General features: G+C 61.2%; 23 protein-coding genes and 1 pseudogene. 15 read left to right on the forward strand and 9 right to left on the reverse strand.

What is annotated here, in order from left to right:
* Positions 1-13: 13 nt before the first annotated feature.
* Both BLQ55_RS03995 and BLQ55_RS04000 read right to left on the reverse strand, forming a co-directional pair.
* A complete protein-coding gene (locus BLQ55_RS03995) occupies positions 14-2,068 on the reverse strand; it encodes a 2Fe-2S iron-sulfur cluster-binding protein (protein ID WP_092252505.1) in 2,055 nt (684 codons plus the stop codon).
* Positions 2,069-2,242: 174 nt separating this feature from the next.
* Positions 2,243-3,850, reverse strand: a complete 1,608-nt coding sequence (locus tag BLQ55_RS04000) for an ATP-binding response regulator (protein WP_092252506.1) — start codon at positions 3,848-3,850, stop codon at positions 2,243-2,245.
* Positions 3,851-3,950: 100 nt separating this feature from the next.
* On the opposite strand from BLQ55_RS04000, the gene BLQ55_RS04005 reads away from it, so the two are divergent.
* From BLQ55_RS04005 to BLQ55_RS04015, 3 genes are all read left to right on the forward strand, one after another.
* Entirely contained in the window at positions 3,951-4,589 is a 639-nt protein-coding gene (locus BLQ55_RS04005) for a response regulator (RefSeq protein ID WP_092252509.1), read from the forward strand.
* 316 nt (positions 4,590-4,905) lie between these two features.
* Entirely contained in the window at positions 4,906-5,412 is a 507-nt protein-coding gene (locus tag BLQ55_RS04010) for a hypothetical protein (protein ID WP_092197812.1), read from the forward strand.
* Between the two features lie 44 nt (positions 5,413-5,456).
* A complete protein-coding gene (locus BLQ55_RS04015) occupies positions 5,457-5,879 on the forward strand; it encodes a hypothetical protein (RefSeq protein WP_092252511.1) in 423 nt (140 codons plus the stop codon).
* 62 nt (positions 5,880-5,941) lie between these two features.
* Here BLQ55_RS04015 and BLQ55_RS04020 read toward each other — a convergent pair whose 3' ends face one another.
* Positions 5,942-6,331: a hypothetical protein gene (locus tag BLQ55_RS04020; protein ID WP_092197810.1), complete on the reverse strand. Its 390-nt coding sequence runs from the start codon at positions 6,329-6,331 to the stop codon at positions 5,942-5,944.
* A 131-nt stretch (positions 6,332-6,462) separates the two neighbouring features.
* Here BLQ55_RS04020 and BLQ55_RS04025 point away from each other — a divergent pair, with 131 nt between their 5' ends.
* Positions 6,463-8,100: an ATP-binding response regulator gene (locus BLQ55_RS04025; RefSeq protein ID WP_092197808.1), complete on the forward strand. Its 1,638-nt coding sequence runs from the start codon at positions 6,463-6,465 to the stop codon at positions 8,098-8,100.
* On the opposite strand, the gene BLQ55_RS32740 is transcribed toward BLQ55_RS04025, so the two are convergent.
* From BLQ55_RS32740 to BLQ55_RS04035, 3 genes and pseudogenes are all read right to left on the reverse strand, one after another.
* Positions 8,081-8,695 (reverse strand): methyl-accepting chemotaxis protein, encoded by a 615-nt coding sequence (locus BLQ55_RS32740; protein WP_371128517.1) that lies wholly within the window; start codon positions 8,693-8,695, stop codon positions 8,081-8,083. The genes BLQ55_RS04025 and BLQ55_RS32740 overlap by 20 nt on opposite strands.
* Positions 8,669-9,436, reverse strand: a pseudogene (locus tag BLQ55_RS32745) (PAS domain-containing protein); the annotation flags it as partial. The pseudogene BLQ55_RS32745 and the gene BLQ55_RS32740, both read right to left, overlap by 27 nt.
* 85 nt (positions 9,437-9,521) lie before the next feature.
* Positions 9,522-10,427: a transcriptional regulator GcvA gene (locus BLQ55_RS04035; RefSeq protein ID WP_092252513.1), complete on the reverse strand. Its 906-nt coding sequence runs from the start codon at positions 10,425-10,427 to the stop codon at positions 9,522-9,524.
* Between the two features lie 112 nt (positions 10,428-10,539).
* Here BLQ55_RS04035 and gstA point away from each other — a divergent pair, with 112 nt between their 5' ends.
* Entirely contained in the window at positions 10,540-11,139 is a 600-nt protein-coding gene (gstA, locus tag BLQ55_RS04040; protein ID WP_092198550.1) for a glutathione transferase GstA, read from the forward strand.
* A gap of 123 nt (positions 11,140-11,262) precedes the next feature.
* Entirely contained in the window at positions 11,263-12,213 is a 951-nt protein-coding gene (locus tag BLQ55_RS04045) for a DNA/RNA non-specific endonuclease (RefSeq protein ID WP_092252515.1), read from the forward strand.
* A 455-nt stretch (positions 12,214-12,668) separates the two neighbouring features.
* On the opposite strand, the gene BLQ55_RS04050 is transcribed toward BLQ55_RS04045, so the two are convergent.
* Positions 12,669-13,616, reverse strand: a complete 948-nt coding sequence (locus BLQ55_RS04050; protein WP_092252517.1) for an ABC transporter substrate-binding protein — start codon at positions 13,614-13,616, stop codon at positions 12,669-12,671.
* Between the two features lie 303 nt (positions 13,617-13,919).
* Here BLQ55_RS04050 and BLQ55_RS04060 point away from each other — a divergent pair, with 303 nt between their 5' ends.
* The 5 genes from BLQ55_RS04060 to BLQ55_RS04075 all read left to right on the forward strand — a co-directional run bounded on the left by BLQ55_RS04060 (position 13,920) and on the right by BLQ55_RS04075 (position 17,469).
* Complete coding sequence (locus BLQ55_RS04060; protein WP_092252521.1) at positions 13,920-14,912, forward strand: aliphatic sulfonate ABC transporter substrate-binding protein; 993 nt, start codon at positions 13,920-13,922, stop codon at positions 14,910-14,912.
* A gap of 62 nt (positions 14,913-14,974) precedes the next feature.
* Entirely contained in the window at positions 14,975-15,820 is an 846-nt protein-coding gene (locus tag BLQ55_RS04065) for an ABC transporter permease (RefSeq protein ID WP_092252523.1), read from the forward strand.
* A gap of 3 nt (positions 15,821-15,823) precedes the next feature.
* Positions 15,824-16,537 carry an ABC transporter ATP-binding protein gene (locus BLQ55_RS04070; RefSeq protein ID WP_092204362.1) on the forward strand — a complete coding sequence of 238 codons (714 nt, stop codon included), beginning with the start codon at positions 15,824-15,826 and terminating at the stop codon, positions 16,535-16,537.
* Positions 16,538-16,663: 126 nt separating this feature from the next.
* A complete protein-coding gene (locus tag BLQ55_RS32115; protein WP_170847644.1) occupies positions 16,664-16,825 on the forward strand; it encodes a hypothetical protein in 162 nt (53 codons plus the stop codon).
* Positions 16,826-16,878: 53 nt separating this feature from the next.
* Positions 16,879-17,469: a helix-turn-helix domain-containing protein gene (locus tag BLQ55_RS04075; protein ID WP_371128518.1), complete on the forward strand. Its 591-nt coding sequence runs from the start codon at positions 16,879-16,881 to the stop codon at positions 17,467-17,469.
* Between the two features lie 42 nt (positions 17,470-17,511).
* Here the strand turns inward: BLQ55_RS04075 and BLQ55_RS32405 are convergent, their stop codons facing one another.
* Together BLQ55_RS32405 and BLQ55_RS04085 are read right to left on the reverse strand one after the other, a co-directional pair.
* The gene (locus tag BLQ55_RS32405; protein ID WP_256326521.1) at positions 17,512-18,021 is read right to left on the reverse strand and encodes a hypothetical protein; all 510 of its coding nucleotides are present in this window, start codon (positions 18,019-18,021) and stop codon (positions 17,512-17,514) included.
* A gap of 291 nt (positions 18,022-18,312) precedes the next feature.
* Positions 18,313-19,269 (reverse strand): threonine dehydratase, encoded by a 957-nt coding sequence (locus BLQ55_RS04085; protein WP_092252525.1) that lies wholly within the window; start codon positions 19,267-19,269, stop codon positions 18,313-18,315.
* Positions 19,270-19,363: 94 nt separating this feature from the next.
* Between BLQ55_RS04085 and BLQ55_RS04090 the strand changes: the two genes are divergently transcribed.
* The 4 genes from BLQ55_RS04090 (at position 19,364) to BLQ55_RS04105 (ending at position 23,939) form a co-directional block, all read left to right on the forward strand.
* Complete coding sequence (locus BLQ55_RS04090; protein ID WP_092204359.1) at positions 19,364-20,179, forward strand: helix-turn-helix transcriptional regulator; 816 nt, start codon at positions 19,364-19,366, stop codon at positions 20,177-20,179.
* A gap of 228 nt (positions 20,180-20,407) precedes the next feature.
* Positions 20,408-22,282, forward strand: coding sequence for a 3-dehydroquinate synthase (locus BLQ55_RS04095; RefSeq protein WP_092252527.1), 1,875 nt, complete (start codon positions 20,408-20,410; stop codon positions 22,280-22,282).
* The gene (locus tag BLQ55_RS04100; protein WP_092165105.1) at positions 22,279-23,169 is read left to right on the forward strand and encodes a UbiA family prenyltransferase; all 891 of its coding nucleotides are present in this window, start codon (positions 22,279-22,281) and stop codon (positions 23,167-23,169) included. Before BLQ55_RS04095 ends, BLQ55_RS04100 begins: the two co-directional genes overlap by 4 nt.
* On the forward strand, positions 23,166-23,939 hold the full coding sequence (locus BLQ55_RS04105) for an EboA domain-containing protein (RefSeq protein ID WP_092252529.1): 774 nt from the start codon (positions 23,166-23,168) through the stop codon (positions 23,937-23,939). Before BLQ55_RS04100 ends, BLQ55_RS04105 begins: the two co-directional genes overlap by 4 nt.
* The last annotated feature ends 4 nt before the right edge of the window (positions 23,940-23,943 follow it).

Consider the following 23,943-nt stretch of genomic DNA (forward strand, 5'->3'; position numbering starts at 1 on the left):
AACGATCGCAAGCCTAGACCTCAAGCACCAACGGCTCGCTGCCTTGGGCCGGCACCGCGCAGCAGATCAGCACTTCGCCTTCGCCAACCGGTTCGGCCGGCTGGCTCAGGTAATGCACCTGGCCGCGGCTCAAGCGGGTTTTGCAGGTGCCGCAGGAACCGCCGCGGCAGCTGAATTCCGGGTTCAAGCCGCGCGCTTCGGCCAGTTCCAACAGCGTTCCGCCGCCGGGTTCCCAACGGGCCTCCTTGCCGGAACTGGCGAACAGGACCTTCACCGCTTCAGTCGCGGCCGGCACTTGCTGGGGCGCCGGCATGCTGACTTCGACATCCCGCACAAGGGTGGACGGACCGAAGGTTTCCGCGTGGATGCGATCGTCAGGGATGCGCAATTTGCGCAGCCCGTCGTACAGCGCCTGGGTAAAGCTGCCCGGCCCGCACAGATAGAAGTCGTAGTCGTTGAGCGGCAGCAGTTTCTTCAGCAGTTCCACATCGATCCGGCCCGCCAGGTCATAGCCTTCACCGACCTTTGCTTCGGTGGGCGGTTGGCTGACCATGCGCACAACCTGGAGCTTGTCGCCGGCACGGGCGGCCAGTTCGTCGATCTCTTCACGGAACGCCAGGTCGGCCACCGAGCGGGCGCTTTGCACCAGCCAGACCGGGCGCATGCGGCTGATGCGTTGCCCCTGGTAAACCACCTCGCGCAACATCGACAACAGCGGCGTGATGCCCACCCCCGCGGCCAGCAATACCAACGGACGCCGCTCGGTGGCCTGGACGGTGAAATGGCCCTGGGGCGCCCGCGCTTCGATCTCGTGCAGCGCCCGCACCTGCTCATGCAGGTGGGACGACACCGATCCATCGCGCTTGACGCTGATGCGCAGGAAATCATCCGACGGTGCACTGGAAACGCTATAGGTCCGGATCGACGGCGCTTTCTGCCCCTCCAGCTGGATCCGCACCGGCAAATGTTGCCCGGCTTCAAACCGGGGCAAACCCAAGCCATCGCTCGCCTGCAGGTAGAACGAACGAATGTTGTGGCTCTCATCCACGACTCGCGCAACCCGCAACGAACGCCAGCGGCTACGCAGCGCCTCGGCCTGCAAACGCTCGGCGGCTTGCTCCCAACTGCCGGTCATCAATGAATTGGGCGAGTCGCCTTCCTCCTGATCCTTCCAGCGCAGCGCGATGGCGGCCGGACGATAGACGATGCGTTGCGGTGTGAAGCGCAGCAGCCGCTCGGCGCCCTGGAAGGCATTGATCTCGGGATCGTCCAGCAGGACTTGCGCCGAGCCACTCATTTGCAGCAGATCGCCGGTCTGGAAATCGACGAACACCAGCCCGGCCCGTGGGTTGAGCAGGATGTTGCCCAGGGTGTTGAAAAACAGATTGCCGGAAAAATCCGGAATGGTCAGCGACCCGTCTTCATCCATGCGCACGAACCCCGGCTTGCCGCCACGGTGAGAAGCATCGACCTGCCGCTCGCCATCGCGCACCACGTAGGTGGCGATGTAAAACGAATCGGCCGCCGTCACCAGGCGCCGCACCAGCGGGTCTGACACGCTCAACTGACGCGGCGCGACCGCCTGTGCGTCGACAAATTGATACTGGCGCAGGTTGATGTAGCGAGGGCAGTTGCCATAGGCCTGGCTCACTGCGATCTCCAGCCCTGGGGCAAGCTGACGGCGCACGACGCCATTCATGCGATTACGCCGACGGGTGTGCAATTCGATCCCCAGCATGCCGATGGCATCCCCCTCGCCCATGCCCTCCTGGGCCGGATCGTTCGGCTCGGGCTCGAGGTTGATGTGCAGGGTCTGCGGATCGGGCGAATTCATGAAACCTGGCTGCCCCGTGCGCAGGGTCGCCCACACGTCGCCTTGCCGATCCACCGCCCCCAGCACCACGAAAGGCAACTGGGCGTAGAACTCCCGGTGCTGATCCGGCATCCACGTACGCGCCAGTTGCCGTTGGCCGACACTGGCCATCATGTCGACCGCGCCGACGGAGCGCTGCAAGGTCAGCTCTCCTTCGTGCCAGGGCGAGTTTTTTGTTTGCAAGGCTTCGTCCATCAGCTACTCCTCGCGCTCGCAGCATGAACGCCTGCGCCAGTGCGCTACGGTTAGGGATTCTCCGCCACTTTCTGCACGGGTGTGCAAGTGGCTGGGGTCATCTTCTGCCCAAAGCGGTTGCGCAGGAATACGCACAAACTGCAATCCACCGTTTCATAAAGTGGAATGGTGAGCTCATGGCCTGACACTGGCGAAATGCTTGGTCAATTCGAGCAAGGTCGCCCGCAACTCCGGAGGCCGCACGGGCTTGGCCAGGATCGAAATGTTCATGTGGTGCAGCGCGTGGCGAATTTTTTCGATTTCATGGCCGGTCATGATCATGGCGGGGACTTCCCAGCCCCGCTGTTCGCGAATGGCGGCGATGCATTCGGCGCCCGAGACTTTCGTACCCAGGTCGAAGTCGGCAATGATGATGTCGCAGTCACTGGTCACACCCACCCCGTCGCTGTGGGTTTCCACTTCGCATCCCCACTTCTCCAACAGCGCAGACGTCGCCATCAGCACGTTGGCGTCATCCTCCACCAGGCACACCCGCAAGCCGTGCAAACGGCTTTGCGTGGGCACCGGTCTGTCCACCACTGTCCTTGGCGCGACCCTTTCCAGCCCTTGGATCATGGCGCGCGTGCCCTGGCCGAGCCGGGAGTGCAGCTGGATGTCCAGGTTGATCAGGTGGCTGATCCGCTTGACGATGGACAACCCCAGGCCCAGTCCCTCGACATCCTTGTCACGGACGTGGCGTACCCGATAAAACTCCTTGAACACCTCAGGCAGATGCTCGGCGGCAATGCCCCGGCCCTTGTCGTAGATGACGATGGCCAGGCCACTGCCTTTCGGACGTACACCGATCAACACCGGTTGGCCGGGGGCATATTTGAGCGTATTGGAGACCAGGTTCTGCACCATGGTCGCCAACAAACCGGCATTGACACTGACCCAGTGCCGGCAAGGCCGCAGGCGCAACTCGACACCGGCCCAGCGGGCGGCTTCGGTGTTCTGCTTGACCACGTCCTGGAGCAACGCGCCCAGGTGCACGGGTTCGGCTTGCGGTTCAAGCTGCCCGTTGTCGAGGGTGTAGATGTCCAGGATCGAACGGAACAGCTGCGACACGATGTGCAGCGAACGGTCGATGTTGTCCACCAGTCGCAGTTCTTCCTGTCCCAGCCGGGCATCGCGCAGGCAGGCGGTGAACAGGCCGATCGAGTGGATCGGCTGGCGCAAGTCATGGCTGGCCTGGGCCAGGAAGCGGGATTTCTCCTGGTTCGCGGCAATCGCCTCTTCCGAAGCGATGCGGGTACGGGTCAGCAGGATATGCGCATAGGCCGGCACCACGATGGTGGTGACGATCAACGTCAGGAACAGATAGGGCTGGCCACGCCAGAACGGCGTGAGCATGAAAATCACCCCCAGGGTCGACAGCGCCAGAACGGTTGCCAGCGCCAGGTAGCGCGAGCCGAAGCGCATGCCATTGCCCAACGTGACCCAGAGCACTGCCGCGTACACCGGCAGCGTGCCCTCTCCACCGACGATCAAGGCAAAGGCGAGGCTGGCATAATCCAGTGTCATGGCAAAAAGACGACGCAGGAAAAAGTGCCCGGGCCAGCGCTTGACCGCCATGCGCAGCGGGACCGCGGTGCCGAAGAAAAAAACCATGTACCACAGGATCGGTACATAGGTTTCGAAGTCGCTGGCCAGAAAGGCCACCACGATGACGTAGAGCGCAGTACACGCCCCGACCGTCAATCTCAATGTAGCCTGATCAAGCTCGCTATTCTTTTCCGTCATATTCACAGGACTATTCCAACATGAAAGTTTGTTTCAAACTGAAATCCGAGGGGCAGTTTGGGTTACGATGCGCGAACTTGAAGTCAGAAGGATCTGAAGCATGACGTGCAGAGTCATTGTGGCAGATGACCATCCTTTGTTTCGTGAAGGGATGTTGAGAACCATCGAACGGCTTCTGCCGACAGCCATCATAGAACAGGCGGGCAATCTGGATGAAGTATTGGCGCTGGCGCGTTCCGGGGTGGAAGTGGACTCCCTGATACTCGACTTGCGCTTTCCCGGGATCAAATCGCTGCAAGTCATAGGCCAGTTGCGCAGTGAATTCAAACGGACCTCCATTATTGTGGTTTCAATGATGGATGACATCGATGTTATTTCCCAGGTGATGGCGCTGGGCGCCGACGGCTTCATCGGCAAGAATATCGACCCCTCCGATATTGCCGACGCCATCATGGCAATACGCGAAGGCGAAGTGGTGGTGAAGTATCAAGCCGAAAGCTCGGTACTGGACGACGCGCTTTCCCAGCTGACCGTGCGCCAACGGCAAGTGCTTGGGTTGATCGCGGCCGGCAAGACCAACAAGGAAATAGCCCGGGACCTTGGCATTTCCCCCTTCACGGTGCGCATCCATGTCTCGAGCCTGCTCAAAGCCCTGGGTGTCCCCACGCGCGCGGCGGCCGCGGCGCAATTTTCCAACTTTCCAAACAATGGAGGATGGTCGGAAAAACAAGACAATTAAATGTATGACGGCCGCCAATATTCATTGAGCGTTACCCTCCCTGCTCGCCTCCCAAGCCATAGCACACTTGTACTATAGCTTCGCCCAGTACTCTCCCCCTAAGCTGTGGGCGTTCCATACAAAGGCTGTTCGAACAGCCAATCATAAAGAAAGCCAACGCGCCATTCGCCGTGCAGTATCACTGTGCCTATCGAAACGTCATGGCGTGCGAAGCCTATGGATTAAATAAGTCCACAGGCGGCGCAATGCTGGGTCAACTTCACCGTCTGCGCGGTTGAAATGGAATGGTCCTGACATTAACTCAAGGTAAGTCATCATGTCCTTCGAATATGGAAAAACACTTAGAAATGGATTGGCGCTGTGCGTGCTGGCGGGCGTACTCAACGGTTGTGCAAACACCGGTGACTTGGGCAACTTGGGCAACTTGATGGGCTCCTTGAACCAGGGCGCCAAAAAATACGACGTCTCTTACCTCAAGCAAACGATCATTCCGGGCAAGACGACAAAAAGCCAGATCACCCAAATGTTCGGCGCGCCGACGAATGAAGAGCTCAATTCGACCAGCACCAGCAACGAGTCGAACTGGACCTACGAAAAGAGTGATGAGGGCCTGGATAAATACATGAAGCTGGCCAATAAGTACGTGTCGCCCGAGACGCGCCTGAAGATGGCCGACACCTCGACACAACTGTCCAAGGCACAGACCGTGGCTAACGACGTCAGCAGCGTGACCGGCGGGAAAACAGGCCAAAGCCAGACCCAGGGTTCGGTATTGACCATTTATTTCGTCGATGACGTGGTCAAGTACTACCGGGTCTACTAAGACCCTGGCGTCAGTGATCGGTGGCTTGAAGAGAGGCGGTCTTGATGCGTAGATACAATGGGCGTTGGCTGTGGGTATTGGCATTTGCCAGCACCCTGCTGACCGGATGCGGCACCACCGGTGGCCTGGAGGAGATCATTGCCCGGCAAATGTGGCGTGGCAAGACACTGGCCGAGGCCATGGACATTTATGGTGAGCCTGATCGGCAGTCGGTCTCCGACGCCACTGGAGAGAAAACGCTCCAGTGGTTCATGAACGGCTCTTATCGGAGAAACATCTATCTGGGCAGCGAAACCCAGATGCAGAACGGTGTAATGGTCACGACCAACCATTGGGACACGTCGATCAGACCGGGGACGTGTGTCATTACACTGACCTTTGACAAAAACAACGTCGTTACCAACTTCGATGCGAACGACGGCTTCAACCGGTTCGCCCACACCTGCGTCAACAAGAGGTCCTATTGATCGTTGGGGACGGCATCGAGCCTGTCCCCAACCCTCATGCAACAACGACCGTGATGCTCGAACTACTCCTTCCAGGTCCCTCCACTCAACGCGCAACTCTTGCGGGTGCTGTCCAACAGCTCAGCGGTACGCTTGTAGTAGTAAAAGTCCACGCCCTGCCCGTTCACATTCACACAGGTGCCCTGGGGATTCTCCGGGCAGGTTTGCGAGTAGGTGATCCTGCCCGCTTCGCCACCAAGCGCGACCGGCATGTTGGCGAAGGATTCACAGCTGGAGCGGAACTTGGCCACCGGTTGCTTATCGCTCGCCTGCACGCAGTCTTTCGCCTCGATGTGTTGCCCCATGACGGTCATTTCACCTTCCATCGTGCACGCCTGGCTACCTGCATAGGCCACTGAAGCGCACAGCATCGTGGCGCTGATCACACTGAAAAAACGAACGACTCCGTTCATGTACTCTCCCGACGTCCTGAGTGGTCATACCTCCTGAAGTATCCTGACTCGGGCAACAATTCTGAATAGCACAGATGGGCTAGCCGCTACGCTTGCCCAAGGCACCAGAGACACATGAGGTTCGAAAGCCAGTGGAAAAGAACAGTGAACTCGACCAGGCCACGTTGCGCCTGATCGTCAGCGCCTGTGCGCTGTTGTACATCGTCGTGTTGGCCAGCCTCCATCCCGGCGGTGCCACAGGCTACGTGCCCATCATCATTTACATCGTAACGTTTATCGTCGCCTCGGTATTCCTGCGCATGATCATCAAGCGTTGGCCAGGACACTTCTTCTGGCGGCGCCTTTTCTCGATGCTGCATGACTACACGGGCATCGCTTTCGCCATGGTGCTGGGCGGTGAAAGCGCCCTGCCGATCTACGCGGCACTGCTCTGGGTCACCCTGGGCAACGGCATGCGCTTCGGCTCGCGCTACCTGGCGCTGGCAACCGTTATCGCGCTGTCGACCCTGGTGCTGATTTTCTGGCTCAACCCATTCTGGCGTACCCAGCCCTACATGTTCCTGATGCTGATCGTCACCACCATCGTGGTGCCGGCCTATGCGCACATTTTGCTCAAGCGCACCCGCATTGCTTCGGAAGAGGCGATTGCCGCGAACCAGGAGAAATCCCGCTTCCTGGCCCAGGCCAGCCATGACCTGCGCCAACCGATCCACTCCATCGGCCTGTTCACCGCCTGCCTGCGTGACGCCAGGCTGGGCCTGGAGGAATTGCGGCTGGTGGACAACATCGACCGTTCGCTACACACCGTGTCGCAGCTGTTCCGTTCGATCCTCGATATCTACACCCTGGACCATGGCCAACTGATGCCGAAGGCCGATACCGTCCACTTGGGCGCGCTCCTACAGGACGTCGTCAAGCAGAACACCGAGGCGGCTCGCTGGGCCGGGGTCGAACTGCGCCTGCGCGCCAGCCCTTACTGGGTCAGCGTCAATCCAGGCATGCTGACCACGATGGTCCAGAACCTGCTGTCCAACGCCCTCAAATACGCGCCCGGCCAACCGGTACTGATCGGCGTGCGCCGCCAGGGCAAGCGCCTGGCCGTGGTGATCTACGACAAGGGACGCGGCATTGCCGCCGAACATTTGCCCGAAGTGTTCAAGGAGTTCTACCGCGTGCGCCATGTGCGCGACAAGGATGTCGAGGGCCTTGGCCTGGGCCTGTCCATCGTCAAGCGCATCAGCCAGATACTCGGTGTCGATATACACATCCGCTCCACGGTCGGACAAGGCACCAAGGTGGCGATCAGCGGCCTGGAACTGGCGGCGCCGAGGGCCATGGAACCCAAGGTGTCGCCCGTCCAGAATCGCTTGGACGGATTACGGGTGTGCCTGGTGGAAGACGACGCCAACGTCCTGATGGCGACGTCGGCGCTCCTGGAAAAATGGGGTTGCGAGGTTGAGGCCCACAGCGACGGCGAGGGGCTGACCAGCGATTGCGATATCGTCATCGCCGACTTCGACCTGGGCACGAAAGTCTCGGGTGCCGAATGCATTGCCGCGATACGCGAGCAGCGCGGCTGGCAAGTCCCGGCGCTGGTCATCACCGGACACGAGATCGAGCGCATACGCCAGTCATTGCAAAGCCTGAACATCTCGGTGCTGGCCAAGCCCGTGCGACCGCCGGAGCTGCGAACAGTCTTGCTTGAACTGCTCAAGTCCATGGATCGCCAGGGCGAGGGCTCAGCTCACCTCAACCCACCCAGCCGATAGCCGTCTTGGGAATCACCTCGGACTCATCGAGCTTGGAGGCGAACATGCTCACCGCATCGAGGGCATCGGTGGTCCCGTTCCGGATCTGCACGATGACCGATCCGGCCTGGTCTGCCAGGGTGACACCGCGCAAGGCGCCCTCGTGGGTCACGTTCATGCTCGCGACGGCATCGCGGGTTTCGGAGAGGATCATGCCGATCATTTCGGCAATCTCCGAGGTGGAACGACTGGTGCGCCCGGCCAGTTGCCGGACCTCGTCGGCCACCACCGCGAACCCCCGCCCCTGATCGCCGGCCCGCGCAGCCTCGATGGCCGCGTTGAGGGCCAGCAGGTTGGTCTGGTCGGCAATGCCGCGAATGGTATTGACGATGGCGGTGATCTCTTCCGAACGTGCGCCCAGTTGCCCAACGAGGCGCGCGGAGGCGCCGATGTTGTCGGCGATCTCGCGCATCTCCTTGGCGGTCTGGTGGATCACCTGGGCGCCCTGCTCGGCCACGCGTTCGGTCTCGGCGGAGATGTGGTACGCGCGGGAGGCGCCGCGCGAGTCCTCTTCGAATTTCTCTACCCGTTCGGTGATGTCACTGGCGAACTTCACAATCTTGCACAATTTGCCTTCGGCGTCGTAGACCGGGTTGTAGCTGGCTTCCAGCCAGACAACTTTGCCGTTTTTGCCGAGACGCTTGAATTGCCCGCTGAAAAACTCGCCGGCATTGAGTCGACGCCAGAAATCACTGTACTCCGAGCTACTCACCAGGCTCGCTTCGCAAAACATCCGGTGGTGCTTGCCCTTGAGGTCTGCCAGTGAGTAATGCATGACATTCATGAAGTTGTCGTTGGCGGTCAGGATGTTGCCACCCAGGTCGAACTCGATGACCGCCATGGCCCGGTCGAGGGCCGCCAGCCGGCCGCGTGTTTCGGCCTCGGCGGTCACCTTGGCGGTGACATCGAGTGCGTACTTGACCACCTTCACGACACGGCCTTGTTCGTCCACCACCGGGTTATAGCTGGCTTCCAGCCACACGTTCTGGCCTGATGCGCTGCGGCGCTGGAACGTGCCGGATACGAATTGACCGGTGCGCAACTTGTTCCAGAATTCACGATACTCGGCGCTGCCCGCCAACGCAGGGGGGCAGAAATCCCGATGGGACAGGCTGGCCAATTGTTCCGCACGGTAGCCCATCGTGCTCAGGAAATTCTCGTTCGCCCGAAGGACCTTGCCATCGGGGCTGAACTCGATAACAGCCATCGACCGCTCCAGAGCGCCGACCAGCCCTTTGTAAGTTGCCAATTCGGCCGTCCTAGCCGTCAGTTCATCTTTTAGTTTTTTATTAAACATGACGTACCCTCTGGTGAACCCTGAAAGTAACCGGACCTTTATAGGCTATCGGCTGGTTTGCCGGGGGCTGAACGGTACGGCGTAATTATGTTTCGGCGCCAAAACCCACCGAATCCATCAACCAGGTTCTAAAGGCCTGCACCTTTGGGACATCGGCCAGTTCATGTGGGGTGACGAAATAAAACCCCAGGTCAGACTTCAGTCGCAGATCGAAGGGCGCAACCAAGCGGCCCGCCTTCAGGTCGTCCTCGACATACGTTGAGCGGCCGATGCACACCCCCAGGCCGTCGACCGCCGCCTGCACAGCCATCATGGCCAGGTCGAAGGTGAGCCGGCTGCCTTCGGCCAGTCTGTTCGGTTGGCCAGCGGCACTCAACCACGAACGCCAGTCGTCACGGGTCACCCCGCTGACCTGCAACAAGGTGTGCCGGGCCAGATCGCCGGGGTCCTGCAGGGGGGTAGGGCCTTGCAACAGCCTGGGACTGCAGACCGGGAAGATTTCATCGGCCATCAGCCAGTCGGCCCGCACGCCCTTCCAGTCGCCGACCCCGTAACGGATGGCCGCATCGACGCCGCCCTTGCGAAAATCCACCCGTTCGGTGGATGCAGTGACGCGCACATCGATATTGGGGAACGCCTGCTGGAAGGAGGCCAGGCGCGGCAGCAACCATTTGGAGGCAAACGAAACCAGGGTGCTGATCGTCAAGACACTGTTGTTGCGGCTTTCCAGCAACATCTGCGTGCCATAGCGCAGTTCATGGAAGGCGGCCCGAACGCCTGGGAAATAGGCCTGACCTTCAGCGGTCAGGGCCAGGCCGTCCTTGAGCCGCAGAAACAAGCGCACGCCCAGTTCCTCTTCGAGCCGGCGGATCTGATGGCTTATGGCTGTTTGAGTGACGTTCAGCTCTGCTGCGGCGTTGGTAAAGCTCATGTGCCTGGCGGCTGACTCGAATGCTTTAAGGCCATTGAGAGAAGGAATTCGGCTGGCCATGGAGGTTTGCTGCACTCATGAGATTTTGTCATACGCTAGCACTGAAGATGTCCTTTGAAAATGTTCCGCGCCTCACCGATTCTGGCGGCCCGTCCCCGCCTGTGAGGAAACCATGAAACTGTACTTTGCCCCCATGACCTGCTCGTTGTCCCCGCACATCGTGCTGCGGGAATTGGGCCTGCCCTTCGAATTGATCCGGGTCGACAACAAGACCAAGCGAACCGCCGACGGGCTCGACTTCCTGAGCATCAATCCCAAGGGCTACGTGGCCGCCCTGGTGTTGGAAAACGGCAGCGTGCTGACCGAGGGTCCCGCCATTGTCCAGTACCTGGCCGACCTGGCTCCCGGCAACATGCTAGCCCCGGCCAATGGCACCTGGGAGCGGGTTCGCCTGCAGGAGTGGTTGAACTTCATCAGCGCCGAAATCCACAGCGGCTGCGCCCCGCTGTTCAACGCCGACATCGCAGAGCCCACCAAGGCGATCTTCAAGGCAAGACTGTTCAAGCGCCTGGACTACCTCAGCCAGGCCCTTGCTCGACAGGACTACCTGATGGGCAGCTTCGGCCTGGCCGACGGTTATCTGTTTACCGTTTTGAACTGGCTGCCGTCGTTCGATATCGAGATCGGGGACTGGCCGGTGCTGGCGTCGTTCATGACCCGAGTCGCCGCACGCCCCAGCGTCCGGGCGGCCATGGCGGCGGAGGCGGCCTAGCCACCGGCCAGCGATCAACTTCGCGGTTTTGTCCGCAAGGCAGCATCATAAAAAATTCATGGTGCCGGAGCATGATCACTACGTTTGCTGATTACTTTCGTTCCCATTCAGCGAGGCAGGATCATGCCACCACAAGGACTCCCGGTGGACTTCGCCCATCGACCACGGCTTGCCGATCTGCAGCCCCTGCAGGAACCCGTCAGGCGCGTGTCCGGCACACTGGGCAAACAGCCAGAGCCGCTCGTCACACCGGCGGTGCAGTTGCAAGACCGACGGGGATACGACAGCGGCTTTCTCGGCGACTTCATCGTGCCTTGGCCGAGCGTAGCAGCGGCGTTGGTCGATGACGTCTACCCGACCGGCACCGTCGACAATCGCCTGGATTATCAGCACTTCTCCATCGTTCTGTCGCGACGGCGACGCCTGGCCCTGATGGCGGGCGTCAACATCGATGGCGCCAGCAGTGTCGAGATCGCCCGGGGTCGTGATGCCTGGGCATACGACGGTCGAATCCCCAGCGATGCCCAGATTGGAGAAGCGCTGTACGCTGGCAATTTGCTGGATCGCGGTCATCTGGTCAGACGACAGGATCCCAATTGGGGCTCCGATGCACAGACCGCCAACAACGACACCTTCCACTTCACCAATTGCTCGCCACAGATGGCAGCCTTCAATCAAAAGACCTGGCTCGAGCTTGAGGATTACATCCTCGATAACACGCGCCGGTGGAAAGCCAGGGCGACGATATTTACCGGGCCTTTGTTCCGGGACGATGATCAAACGTACAGAGGCGTACAGATCCCCACTGCGTTCTGGAAAGTCGTGGCCTTTCTCGGTGACGACGGTAAACCTTCGGCCAGTGCCTACATGATTGACCAGCGTCAGGAGCTGGAAAAATTGGAACTTGTGTTCGGAGCGCTCAAGACCTACCGACGCAGCGTTGATCAAATTGAAGCGTTGACCGGTATCCGCTTCGGCGACCTGGCCGACTACGACGGTTTTTCCAATGAAGAACGACTGACAGGTACGAGGATTGAAGCGCCGATCAGAGGGCCTGAAGACATCCGTCTTTGAAAACGGTGGGAGCTGCATGGGATGTTGGTGAACGACTCAAAAAACGGTGGGAGCGAGCTGGCTCGCGATGACGGCAGCACAGTCAACATCCCCGCAAGCTGACCCACCGCTATCGCGAGCAAGCTCGCTCCCACAGGGGATTGAAGCTGCATGGGATGTTGGCGAGCGACTCAAAATACTGTGGGAGCGAGCTGGCTCGCGATGACGGCAGCACACTCAACATCCCCGCAAGCTGACCCACCGCTATCGCGAGCAAGCTCGCTCCCACAGGGGATTGAAGCTGCATGGGATGTTGGCGAGAGACTCAAAAAACGGTGGGAGCGAGCTGGCTCGCGATGACGGCAGCACACTCAACATCCCCGCAAGCTGACCCGCCGCTATCGCGAGCAAGCTCGCTCCCACAGGGGATTGAAGCTGCATGAGATGTTGGCGAGCGACTCAAAAAACGGTGGGACTTATTCGCTCAAGGCTTGGCTGAAGGATGTGTCGATCATCCCGGCGGTGGCCAGCGGGGCCGACAGCGCCTTGACCTTGAACAGGAAGTCCGCGGTGCTTTGCAGGTCGGCGGCGGCCTGTCGATCCACCGGGCCGACGCTCATGTGGGCCTGGCGCAACCAATGGCGTGAGACGTTCTGGTCGAGGTTGGCCTTTTTCGCCCACAAGTCCGCGTATGAGTCGGTGTGGTTGTCGACCCAGGTGCGGGCGTGTTTCACGCGGCCGAGGAAGTCGGCGATGGCTTCGCGCTTGCTGTCGATGGCCGGCGTCGAAGCGGCAATGGCGCTGAGACCGGGCATGAGGTTTTTCGCCGTCAGGATCGGCCGGGCGCCGGAGAACAGGATCTGTTGCGAGATGTAGGGTTCCCACACCGGAAAGGCATCGATGCTGCCCTGGGGCAAGGCCGCCGCCGCGTCGATCGGCATCAGCTTGATGAATTCCACATGGTTCTCCGGCAAGCCGGCCTGCTCCAGGGCGCGCAGGGTCAGTTGCTGGCTCCAGGCGCCGGGCCAATAGGCGACCTTCTTGCCCTTGAGGTCGGCGATGGTCTTGACCGGTGAGTCCTTGGGCACCAACAGCGCAATGGTGTCCGGGTTCTGCCGCGAAACACCGATCAGTTTCACCGGTGCCTGTTTGGCAGCCAGGAATAGAAAACCAGAATCGCCGAGGAAACCCAGGTCCAGGTCGCCGGTATTCAGCGCCTCGGCCAGGGGCGCGGCGGCTTGGAAGTGTTTCCAGTCGACGCGGTAGGGAGCGCCCTCAAGCACCCCCGAGGCCTCCACCGAAGCCCGCACGTTGTAGTAGTTCTGGTCGCCAACATGCAGGACCAACGGCTCACTGGCCTGGAGCCAAGGAGCGACGAACAATGTGCTGAGGAGCAGACGGCGCAGGGATCGGGCGAACTTCATGAAGGCATTCCTGAATGAATTTAATAGAACATAACGCTCTTGCAATTCACATTCGAAATTCTTTTAACGCATAAGCTCATAGTCACAAGCAGCCACTGTCCATGATCCAACAGTGCCGCAACAGACTGCTGCCCGGGCAACATTTCCTTGAAGCCTTCACCCCATGGCAGCACCCCGGAAACCGCCCTTTCGCCGGCCATGGCACAGAGCCTGCAATATTCCTTTCAAGCGCGATTCTCTTCCGCGCTCCGATCTTTCGGAAATAAGAACATTGCCTTCTCGCCACCTTGCTGGAGTTGCTCCATGAAACCCGATTTCCGTTTTTCACTGGCCCTCGCCAGATCCCTGATCGGTGCCTGTGCCCTGGCGTTGAGCCTGCCGACCCTGGCCCAGGCCGCAGAAAGCCCTCCGGCCGAAGTGCACCTGGATTACGCCTATTACTCGCCGGTCAGCCTGGTGCTCAAGCACTTTGGTTACCTGGAAAAGGCCCTGCCCCAGACCAAGGTCAGCTGGGTCCTGAGCCAAGGCAGTAACCGCTCCCTGGAATACCTCAACAGCGGCGGCGTCGACTTCGCTTCGTCCGCCAGTCTCGCCGCGGTGCTGAGCCGGGCCAATGGCAGCCCGATCAAGTCGGTGTATGTCTACAGCCGCGCCGAATGGACCGCCCTGGTGGTGCGCAAGGATTCACCGTACCAGACGGTCGCCGACCTCAAGGGCAAGAAAATCGCCGCCACCAAAGGCACCGATCCCTACCTGTTCACCCTGCGCAGCCTGCAACAGGCCGGCCTGAAGAAAGACGATGTGGAGCTGGTGCACTTGCAGCACCCGGATGGTCGCACCGCCTTGGAAAAAGGCGATGTCGATGCGTGGGCCGGTCTCGACCCGCACATGGCCGCCAGCGAAGTACAAGCCGGGTCGCGCCTGCTGTATCGCAACCCCGCCTTCAACAGCTACGGCGTGGTCAGCGTCACGGAGAAATATGCCCAGGAGCATCCGCAGACCATCGACACCGTTCTTGCGGCCTACGAACAGGCCCGGGCCTGGGCGGTGGAGCATCCGCAAGAGCTGGCCAAATTGCTGGCCGACGAATCCGGACTGCCGCTGGAAGTCGCCCGGCTGCAACTGTCCCGCACCGACCTGGGCAGCCCGCAGTTGAGTGCCAAGGATGTGCTGGCTTCCAAGGCTGCCGCGCCGATCCTGGTCTCGGAAGAATTGGTTCGTCGCGGGGTGAATGTGGACCAGGTGATCGATCAATTGCTCGACACCGGCCGCCAGCAGGCCGTGGCCCGTCAATAACCCTTGCCCAGGCGACAGCCGATCCGCGCCTGGCGCGGATTCGGCGTTGCCGGAGGAACGCCATGAGCAGTGACAGCAAAGACCTTTCCAGCCCCCATTTGGCCCTGCCCGCATCGGGCAAAGCGCCCCTGTTCGATCCCGACCGCTGGCGGCTGCGCCTCAAGGGGCTGGCCCTGCCGGTGCTGATCATCGTGTTCCTGGAGATCATCGTGCGCATCGGTTGGCTGCCCGCCTACCAGATGCCGGCCCCCAGCGAGATCGCCCTGACCCTCGGCAACCTGGCCGAAGGTGCGCTCTGGAAACATATCAGCGCCAGCCTGTTGCGAGTGCTGCTGGGCTTTGCCATCGGCGCCAGCCTGGCGTTGGTCTTCGCCGCCTGGGTTGGCTTGAGCCGGGAGGCCGAAGCCTATCTGGAGCCGACCTTCGCCGGCCTGCGCTCGATCCCCAGCCTGGCCTGGGTGCCATTGCTCCTGCTGTGGCTGGGCATCGACGAAACCTCGAAGGTGGTGCTGATCGCCATTGGCGCGTTCTTTCCCGTGTACCTCAATGGCGTGGCAGCGATTCGCGACATCGACCGCAAGCTGGTGGAGGTCGGCCAAATGTACGGCTTCAGCCGCCGCCGTCTGGTGCGGCGGATTCTCCTGCCCGCCGCCCTACCCGGCCTGTTCACCGGGTTGCGCGGCGGCATGAGCCTGGCCTGGATGTTCCTGGTGGCCGCCGAGCTGATCGCCGCGACCAAAGGCCTGGGCTATCTGCTTAGCGATGGCCGCGAAACCTCGCGTCCGGACATCGTGCTGGCGGCGATCATCGTGCTCGCCCTGCTGGGCAAGCTCAGCGACGGCATCCTCGCCGCCCTGGAAAAACATTTCCTGGCCTGGCGCGACACCTTTAATGGCACCGAGGAGTGAGCCATGACCCAAGCCCTGCTGGACATCCACGTCGAGCGCAAGACGTTCGCCGACACCACCGTGCTCAATCATATCCACCTGCGACTGCAACCCCGCGAAACCGTGTGCCTGCTGGGCCCCAGCGGCTGTGGCAAGAGCACCTTGCTGCGCATCGTCGCCGGTCTGGAGAAAGACTTCGAAGGGCAACTGCTCAGTCACACCGAACACCTGGCCTTTGTGTTCCAGGAACCGCGCTTGATGCCCTGGCTGACGGTGCAACAGAACATCGGGTTCAGTGATGACGACGATTACGACAAGGCCTGGGTCGCGCAGTTGATCGAGGAAGTCGGCCTCAGGGGTTTTGCCGACGCGTTGCCCAAGGCGTTGTCAGGCGGTATGGCGCAGCGGGTGGCGATTGCCCGCGGCCTGTATGCGCGACCGCAGGTGCTGTTGCTGGACGAGCCCTTCAGCGCCGTGGATGCCTTCACCCGCATGAAATTGCAGGATCTGTTGCTGCAACTGGCCGAGCGGCACGGGATCGCCTTGTTGCTGGTGACTCACGATGTCGACGAGGCGCTGTACCTGAGCGACCGGGTGTTGGTGATGGACAACCGCCCCAGCCGCATTCGCCAAGCGTTGACGGTGCAATTGGACCATCCGCGAGACCGGCGCGACCCGTTGCTGGCCCGACTCAAGGCGCTGGCCCTGACCGAACTGCAGCGCGCCCATGTGATTTGATCAAGGCGCTTCACTAAGCACTTAAAAGCATTAACAAATAAACAATCAGTATTTATGGTTATAAACATAACCACGTACTCTCAGCTCATCCCGTCCCATTGGTCACGACAGTGAAGTGCCTTATTTATGAAACCGACTGACAACGTTATCGACTTCGTCCAGTTCCGCAAACGCAAGCAGGCTCAGCAACTGGCCCGGGCCATGTGGGAAATGTACGCGCGTAATGCCGGTTACCAGGCGTTCCAGTGGGTCCAGGCGTTCCAGCCGACCAGGACGTACCAGGCGTGAGCGCCCAGGAACCCTCGCGCTTTTTGGCGAGTGCCGACGAACCCGAAGTGGATCTGAACAACCTGGAAACCTTGGATGAAGATCCGATTTGCGAACGGGTCGCGCAGAACCTGCAACGCCTTCGCGGCAAGCGCCACCTGTCCCTGGACGCCCTCGCCCGCCAGTGCGGGGTAAGCCGGGCCATGCTGGCGCAGATCGAGTCAGGACGCAGCGTGCCCTCGATCAAGGTGCTGTGCAAAATCGCCAAGGGCCTGAAGGTGTCGGTTGCCGCGTTCCTGGAACATCGGGCTTTCGAGGGGGTGGCGGTGCTGTCAGTCAGCCAGAGCAAACGCCTGGTCAGCGCCAGTGGCGCCTTCGTCAGCCGTGCCCTGTTCCCGTTCGATGTGGCACGCCAGTCGGAATTCTACGAGCTGCGCCTGAGCCCGCTGGGGGAGGAACACTCCGAAGGGCATGGGCCTGGTGTCCAGGAGAACCTGGTGGTGTCCCAGGGTGTGCTGGAGATCAGCGTCAACGACGAGCGCTACCTGCTCTCCACCGGTGACTCGATTCTGTTTTATGCCGACCAACCACACCGCTATCGCAACCCGGCCGACAGCGAAGCGGTGGCGTATCTGGTGGTCACCTACCCGGAACGCCTGGACTGACCTCGCCACGGGGCCAGTCTCAAGGATGTTGCCCGGCGGTAATCAGCAGGTGCAGCACATCATCGGCATGCCGTTGCAGCTCATCATCATCGGCATGCTGCAGTCGTCCATCATCTTCATCATCAAGGCGCAGCAGTTCTTCATCATGTCCATGTTCATGCCCGCCATCGGCATGACTTTGCACATCATGCAGTCCGCCATCACCGTGCATTCCATCACGCACTTCATCATCGGCATCGGCATGCCCATCATCGGCATTGGCATCATCATGCTCGCCATCGGCATGGCCATGCTCGACTGGGACATGCACATCATGCTCATGTTGCCGCAGTGCATCATCATCGGCATGCCGCAGTTCATCATCATCTGCATCATGTCGGCGCTGTTCTTGAACATGGCCATGTCCATGCCGGCGGCGGGCATCATCTTGCACATCATGCCATCGTCCATCATTTCGCAGGTCATGGTCGCCATCATCATCGGCATGCCCATCATTGGCATCATCGGCATGTTGGCGTTCATCGGCATTGGCATCTGCATGGCGTTCATCATGGTGGTGTTCCCTGTAAGGTTCGAGAGTCGGACAAGCTGATGGGGCGGATTCTAAGCATTGACCCGGACCCGACAAGATGGCGATCGAACAGCAGGAATGAACGTTCAGACAGGCTTACCGGAGCGACACACGCCAAGTCGTCTGCTGCTGCATGCACTACGATTTCATTGCAGATACTTTCCAAACGGCAGCTTCGATTCTTCGGTCATGGATATTCCATCCAAACCTATATCAATAACCGTAAGAAATAATCGATCTAAATATCCCCCAGCGTTTCCCGCCACGAGAGCTCAGCCAATCAACCGGGCATACACCGGCCGGTCGATATTCCCACCGGACAGAATGACCCCCACCTTTTTCCCCTGCATCGCTTCACGCTCCTGCATGAGTGCCGCCAAGGCCGCGGCACCTGCGCCCTCGGCGAGGTTATGAGTGTCGGTGTAATACACCCGCATGGCCTCGGCTATTTGCGCGTCGCTGACCGCGACGATCCGCGCCGCAGCGGCCCCATAGATGGCAAAGGCCTCGGGAATGGGTCTACGCACGGCCAAACCGTCCGCAAAGGTATTCGCCGAAGCGGTCTCACACAGTCTTCCCGTTTCAAATGACAACTTCGCCGCGACGGCCTCGGTGGACACCACGCCCACCACCTGGGTTTTCAGCCCCAAGGCATCGCGGGCGGCAATGACTGCGCAAATCCCCGACCCACAGCCTATCGGCACGTAGACCGTGTCAAGGTCCGGCACCGCCTTGAACAGCTCAAGCCCATAAGTCGCCACGCCCCTAACCAACTCTGGATGGAACGGCGGCACCAGGTAGAGCCCCTGAGCGTGGGCCAGGCGTGCTGCCTCTTCCCGGGCCTCATCGAAATCGCGGCCATGTTCGACCACCTCGCCACCAAAGCCACGCATGGCATTGTTCTTCTCCACCGAGTTACCTTGCGGCACGACGATCAACGCTTTCAGACCCAAGGCAGTGGCCGCCAGCGCCAGGCTCTGGCCATGGTTGCCGCGCGTCGCCGTGACAATGCCTTTCGCCTCGGGATGCTCGCGCCTGAGCCAATGCACGAAGGTCAGGCCGCCGCGCACCTTGAAGGCCCCGGTCGGGGTGTGATTCTCGTGCTTGACCCACACCGTGCACCCCAACCGCTCAGCCAGCAACGGCCAGGCGTATTGGGCCGTGGCGGGCATGAATTGATAGAGATGGCGGGCAGCGTGTTCAATGTCGTCGCGGGTCAGTGTGAGCATGATTGGGCCTCCTGGTTTTGCCCAGTCTAATCAGCGCGACGGCGACGGGGCTTTCAGAAAACTGACCTGACTTTCAGGCCCGCTCTTCATTACTATGCTGTTCATGAACCCGCGAAAGCATCCACCACCGCCCCTGTCTGAACCGGTCCGTCGTATCGAGGCAGGGCCCTGGGCGATCGAATTGCTTCCCGGCTGTGCCTACGCGACTCGCTACGTCGCGCCCCAGTCGGCGATCGGTTTTGCCTTCGACAGTCAGCGCGGCCGGCACGCCATCGGCAGCGACCGCGTGTTGCCCTTCGAGGCGCTGCCCAACGGCCTGGCATTCGTTCCCGCCGGGTGCGACGTGTTCTCCGAATCCCCCCGGGGCGGTGAATACCTACGGATGGTGCGCACCGACGGCCTGGCGTTGCCGGCGAAACATGCGTTCAACAATCGTATTGACCCGCAGGCCATCACCCTCGCCTTGAGAATGCGCAGCGCACTGCTGCGTGCCACGGCAGAGGACGATTGGGAAGCCTGGGCGCTCGGGCTGGCCGAGCGAGTGAAGGACCACAAGCGGTTTTCGGCACACTCCCACGGCTCGATCACGGGCGGCCGGATGCGCCTGCTCGATGAATTCATCGACGCCGGTCTCGACGGCCCGCTGGGGGTCAAGGAAATGGCGGGGCTGCTGGGCTTGTCCGAAGGTTATTTCATGCGGGCTTTCAAGCAGGCGACTGGCAAAAGCCCACACAGCTACCTGATCGACCGACGCCTCGCCAAGGCACGGGCGCTGATGCGCGATTCAACCGCCCGACTGACCGACATCGCCCACATCTGCGGCTTCAATTCCCAGGCACACATGACCACGCTGTTCAAGCAACGCCTGGGCGCCAGCCCGGCGCAGCTGCGCGGGTATTCGAGGCCCTGAACCCCCTGGGCAATGGGTTGAGACGGGAAATGGCGCCCCAAATCAAATTGCCATCAGATGGCCTTGCAAAAACACCCTGGCCGTCTAGATTCAAACCTGTCTCCAACCAGATCTTCAACCACACCTGACAGCCCCTCGGGCGAGAGCGTCTATTGGCCTGAAAAACACACTTGGCGTTGCTTTCAATTACTGACACGGAATCAGTCATATCAACAAGAGGGATGCTTGATGAAGCATGGCCGTGGGTATCGTTCGCGCTCGCAAAAAGGACCAGCCGGACATTTCTGGCTGTCATTGGTTTGCTTTTCAGGCCTGGTGATCGCCAGCTTCCTGTTGTTCGAACAACAGATCCAGGATTTCCTGACCCATCTCAACCTGTACCTGCCCTCGACGCCCGCGCAGAAACTCAACCTGGCCTTGCTGCTGATTGCCCTGCTGGCGCTGGACGTGGTGTTGCCGGTGCCGTCGAGCATGGTCGCGCTACTGGCCGTGGCGATGCTTGGCAGCCTGGGTGGATACCTGGTGATTTTCGTCGGCCTGTGCCTGGGGGCCGGGTTGGGTTATGCGCTGGGAGCCGGTTATTTGCGCCTGCTGTCTGGTCGCCTGGGCCTGCATCAACGCCAGCCGGGGCAACTGGCCTACCGGTTGGGCACGCTGTCGTTGATCTGCCTGCGCGGCGTCCCGGTGCTGGCGGAAACCTCGGTCGTCGCCGCCGGCATGCAACGCTACCCATTGCGCGCGTTCATCCTGGTCACCACCCTGGCCAATGCCGGCCTCGCGTTGGCCTACAGTGCCATCGGCACCTTTCTCGTCGAACAGAACGCGCTGTTGGTGACCCTGCTCGCCAGCATGGTATTGCCCGGGCTGTTCATCGCCGGGTACAGCCTGTTCAAGAACATTCGCCGACGCGACACGGAGCAACCGTTGCACGGGCGCTTCAAGGTCAGCTACGACTACCCGGTGGTGTTCACCGATCATCTGTTCGACCCGCTCAATCCCTGCCTGCATCGTCAGCTCACTGCCGGACACCGCGGCCAGGTAACGGTGCTGGTGTTCGCCGATGAACAACTGCTGCACAGCGCTCCGCACCTGCTGGCACAGATCAATACCTACTTCGCCAGCCATTTTCCGGACTTGCATTTGCAGGCGCCCCCCATCGCGGTCCCGGCCGGCGAATCGAGCAAGGATTCCCAGGTGTTGCAGCAGTTGTACAGCGACATGCTGCAACATGGCCTGGACCGGCATTGCTATGTGCTGGCCCTCGGTGGCGGCGCGGTACTCGATGCGGTGGGCTACGCCTGCGCCACCTTCCACCGCGGCATTCGCCTGATTCGCATCCCCAGCACCGTACTCGCCCAGAACGACGCCGGCATCGGTGTGAAAAACGGCATCAACGCCTTTGGCCAGAAGAACCTGCTGGGCGCCTTCTACCCCGCCACCGCGGTCATCAACGACTTTCAATTGCTGACCAGCCTGAGCCGACGCGACCAGATCGCCGGGCTGGCCGAGGCGGTGAAGGTGGCGCTGATCAAGGACCAGGCGTTCTTCCAGTGGATGGAGCAACAGGCCGACGCCCTCGCCCACTTCGATCACGCGGCCAGCCGCTACGCGATCCGCCGCTGCGCCGAACTGCACCTGGCGCACATCACCGGTGCCGGTGATCCCTTCGAACGCGGTAATGGGCGGCCATTGGACTACGGGCATTGGGCCGCCCACAAATTGGAAAACCTCAGTCACCACCGACTGCGCCATGGTGAAGCCGTCGCTGTGGGCATGGCCCTGGATGGCCTCTATGCCAATGCCCTGGGGTTGTTGAGCGACGCCGACAGCGACCGGGTGCTGCACCTGCTGCTCAAGCTCGGCTTCTGCCTGAACCCGCCGGAGTTGACCTTGAAAGATGCACAGGGACGCTCGCAGGTTCTGCTCGGGCTGGAAGAATTCCGCCAGCATCTGGGCGGGCAGCTCTCCATCCCCATGCTCAGTCGGATCGGCGAGTCGGTGGACGTGCATGAAATCGATACCGCACGAATGGAGCGGGCGCTGCAACGGCTCTGCACTCAGGCCGACCCTGCACTCGCACTGAACGAGAGCTGTGCGCAATGAACCCGTCGTCGCCGGACCTCAAGACCTGGATGACCCTCGGGCGCGTGTCCAACCTGCCCACGGTGTGGACCAACACCCTGGCCGCCGCCCTGCTCGCCAGCAGCGCAGGGGCCCTGGCACCGCCGTCGTCCCTGGTGTGGCTCCTGCTGCTGGCGGCACTGTCGCTGCTGTACCTGGCCGGCATGCTGTTGAATGACCTGCTGGACGCCGACTGGGACCAACGCCACCACAATCCGCGCCCTATCACCCTGGGCCTGGTCAGCCGCCAGCAAGTGCGGTTGGCCACGGCGCTGCTACTGGTGCTGGCCGCGGCCGCGCTGCTGGGCCTGAGCCGGTTGATCGAACAACCGCACTGGCTGCTGGGCAGCGCCACGCTGTTGGTGGGTTGCATCCTCGGTTACAACCTGCTGCACAAGAAATACGCCCACAGCGTCTGGCTGATGGGGGCCTGTCGCTCGGCGCTTTACCTCACCGCGGCGGCCAGCCTGGCGATGCCCCCCGAACCGATCTGGCTCTGCGCCCTGTTGCTCGGCGTCTACATCAGCGGCCTGACCTACCTGGCCCGCCAGGAACACCGCAATCAACTGATCAGCCGTCTCCCGCTGCTGCTGATGTTGAGCCCACTGGCGTTGGCGATCTACGCAGACAACGCCTGGTTCTGGCCAGTCCTGCTGATATGGCTTGGCTGGTTGGGCTGGCACTACTGGCGCAACCTGGCCAACCCGCGGCAACGGCAGGTCCGCGCCTTTATCGGTGCGGGCCTGGCCGCCCTGCCGTTGTTCGATGCCCTGGTGCTGGCCGTCGCCAACCAGCCGCTGGGCAGCCTGTTATGTGTCCTGGTGTTTTTCCTGCTTCCTCATTTCCAACGCTGGATCAAACCCACATGAACACGGACGTTACAGCATCGGCATCGGCAGCCCTCGACATGCGCCAGGACTGCCTGAACGAACAACGCCGGCATTTCATCCAGTCACTCGATGAAACCGAACGGCAATGGTGGCTCTCGGCGCAGGCGCAACTTGCCCAACGCCCGGACGCCAACACCGCGGCGCTCCTGAGCGGCCAGTGCAAGCGCCACCTCAAGGAGCGTGCCCAGCCCGGCACCGACGGCTGGAGCAATGTCCAACTGGCGCGGGCATTGCTGCTGGCCCAGGTCCTGGAACTGCAACCCGGCACCGGGCAAGTGCCCTTGCTGCGCCAGTTGTTCCTGTGGGGCGACGACCAGGAAAAGATCGCCACCTTGAAAGCCCTCGACTGGCTCGACAGCGGTGGCCTCTGCGTCGGGCTAGCACTTCAGGCCGGGCGTACCAGCAACAGCCAGGTGTTTGCCGCCCTCGCCCTGGACACCGCCTACCCATCGCGTCACTACGACGAACGGGCCTTCAACCAACTGGTGTTGAAAGCCCTGGGCATGGGCCTCGATGTAGGGCGCCTGGTCGGCCTGACGCAACGACAAGGCGTCACGCTCAACCAATTGGCCCTCGACCTGCTGGACGAACAACTCGCCGCCGAACGCACGGTGTCCGCCGGACTGCCCCACGTGATTGCCTTTGCCTTGCTGAGCCCGGCGCAACGTCAGCGCCTGGCCGGGCTGGCCCGGCAACAACGCTTGCCGCCGCCATGGCAGGCGCACCTGGGCGGCACCTTGCCGAACTGATACC

Source organism: Pseudomonas sp. NFACC13-1, assembly GCF_900104425.1.
GTDB classification, from domain to species: domain Bacteria; phylum Pseudomonadota; class Gammaproteobacteria; order Pseudomonadales; family Pseudomonadaceae; genus Aquipseudomonas; species Aquipseudomonas fluorescens_AA.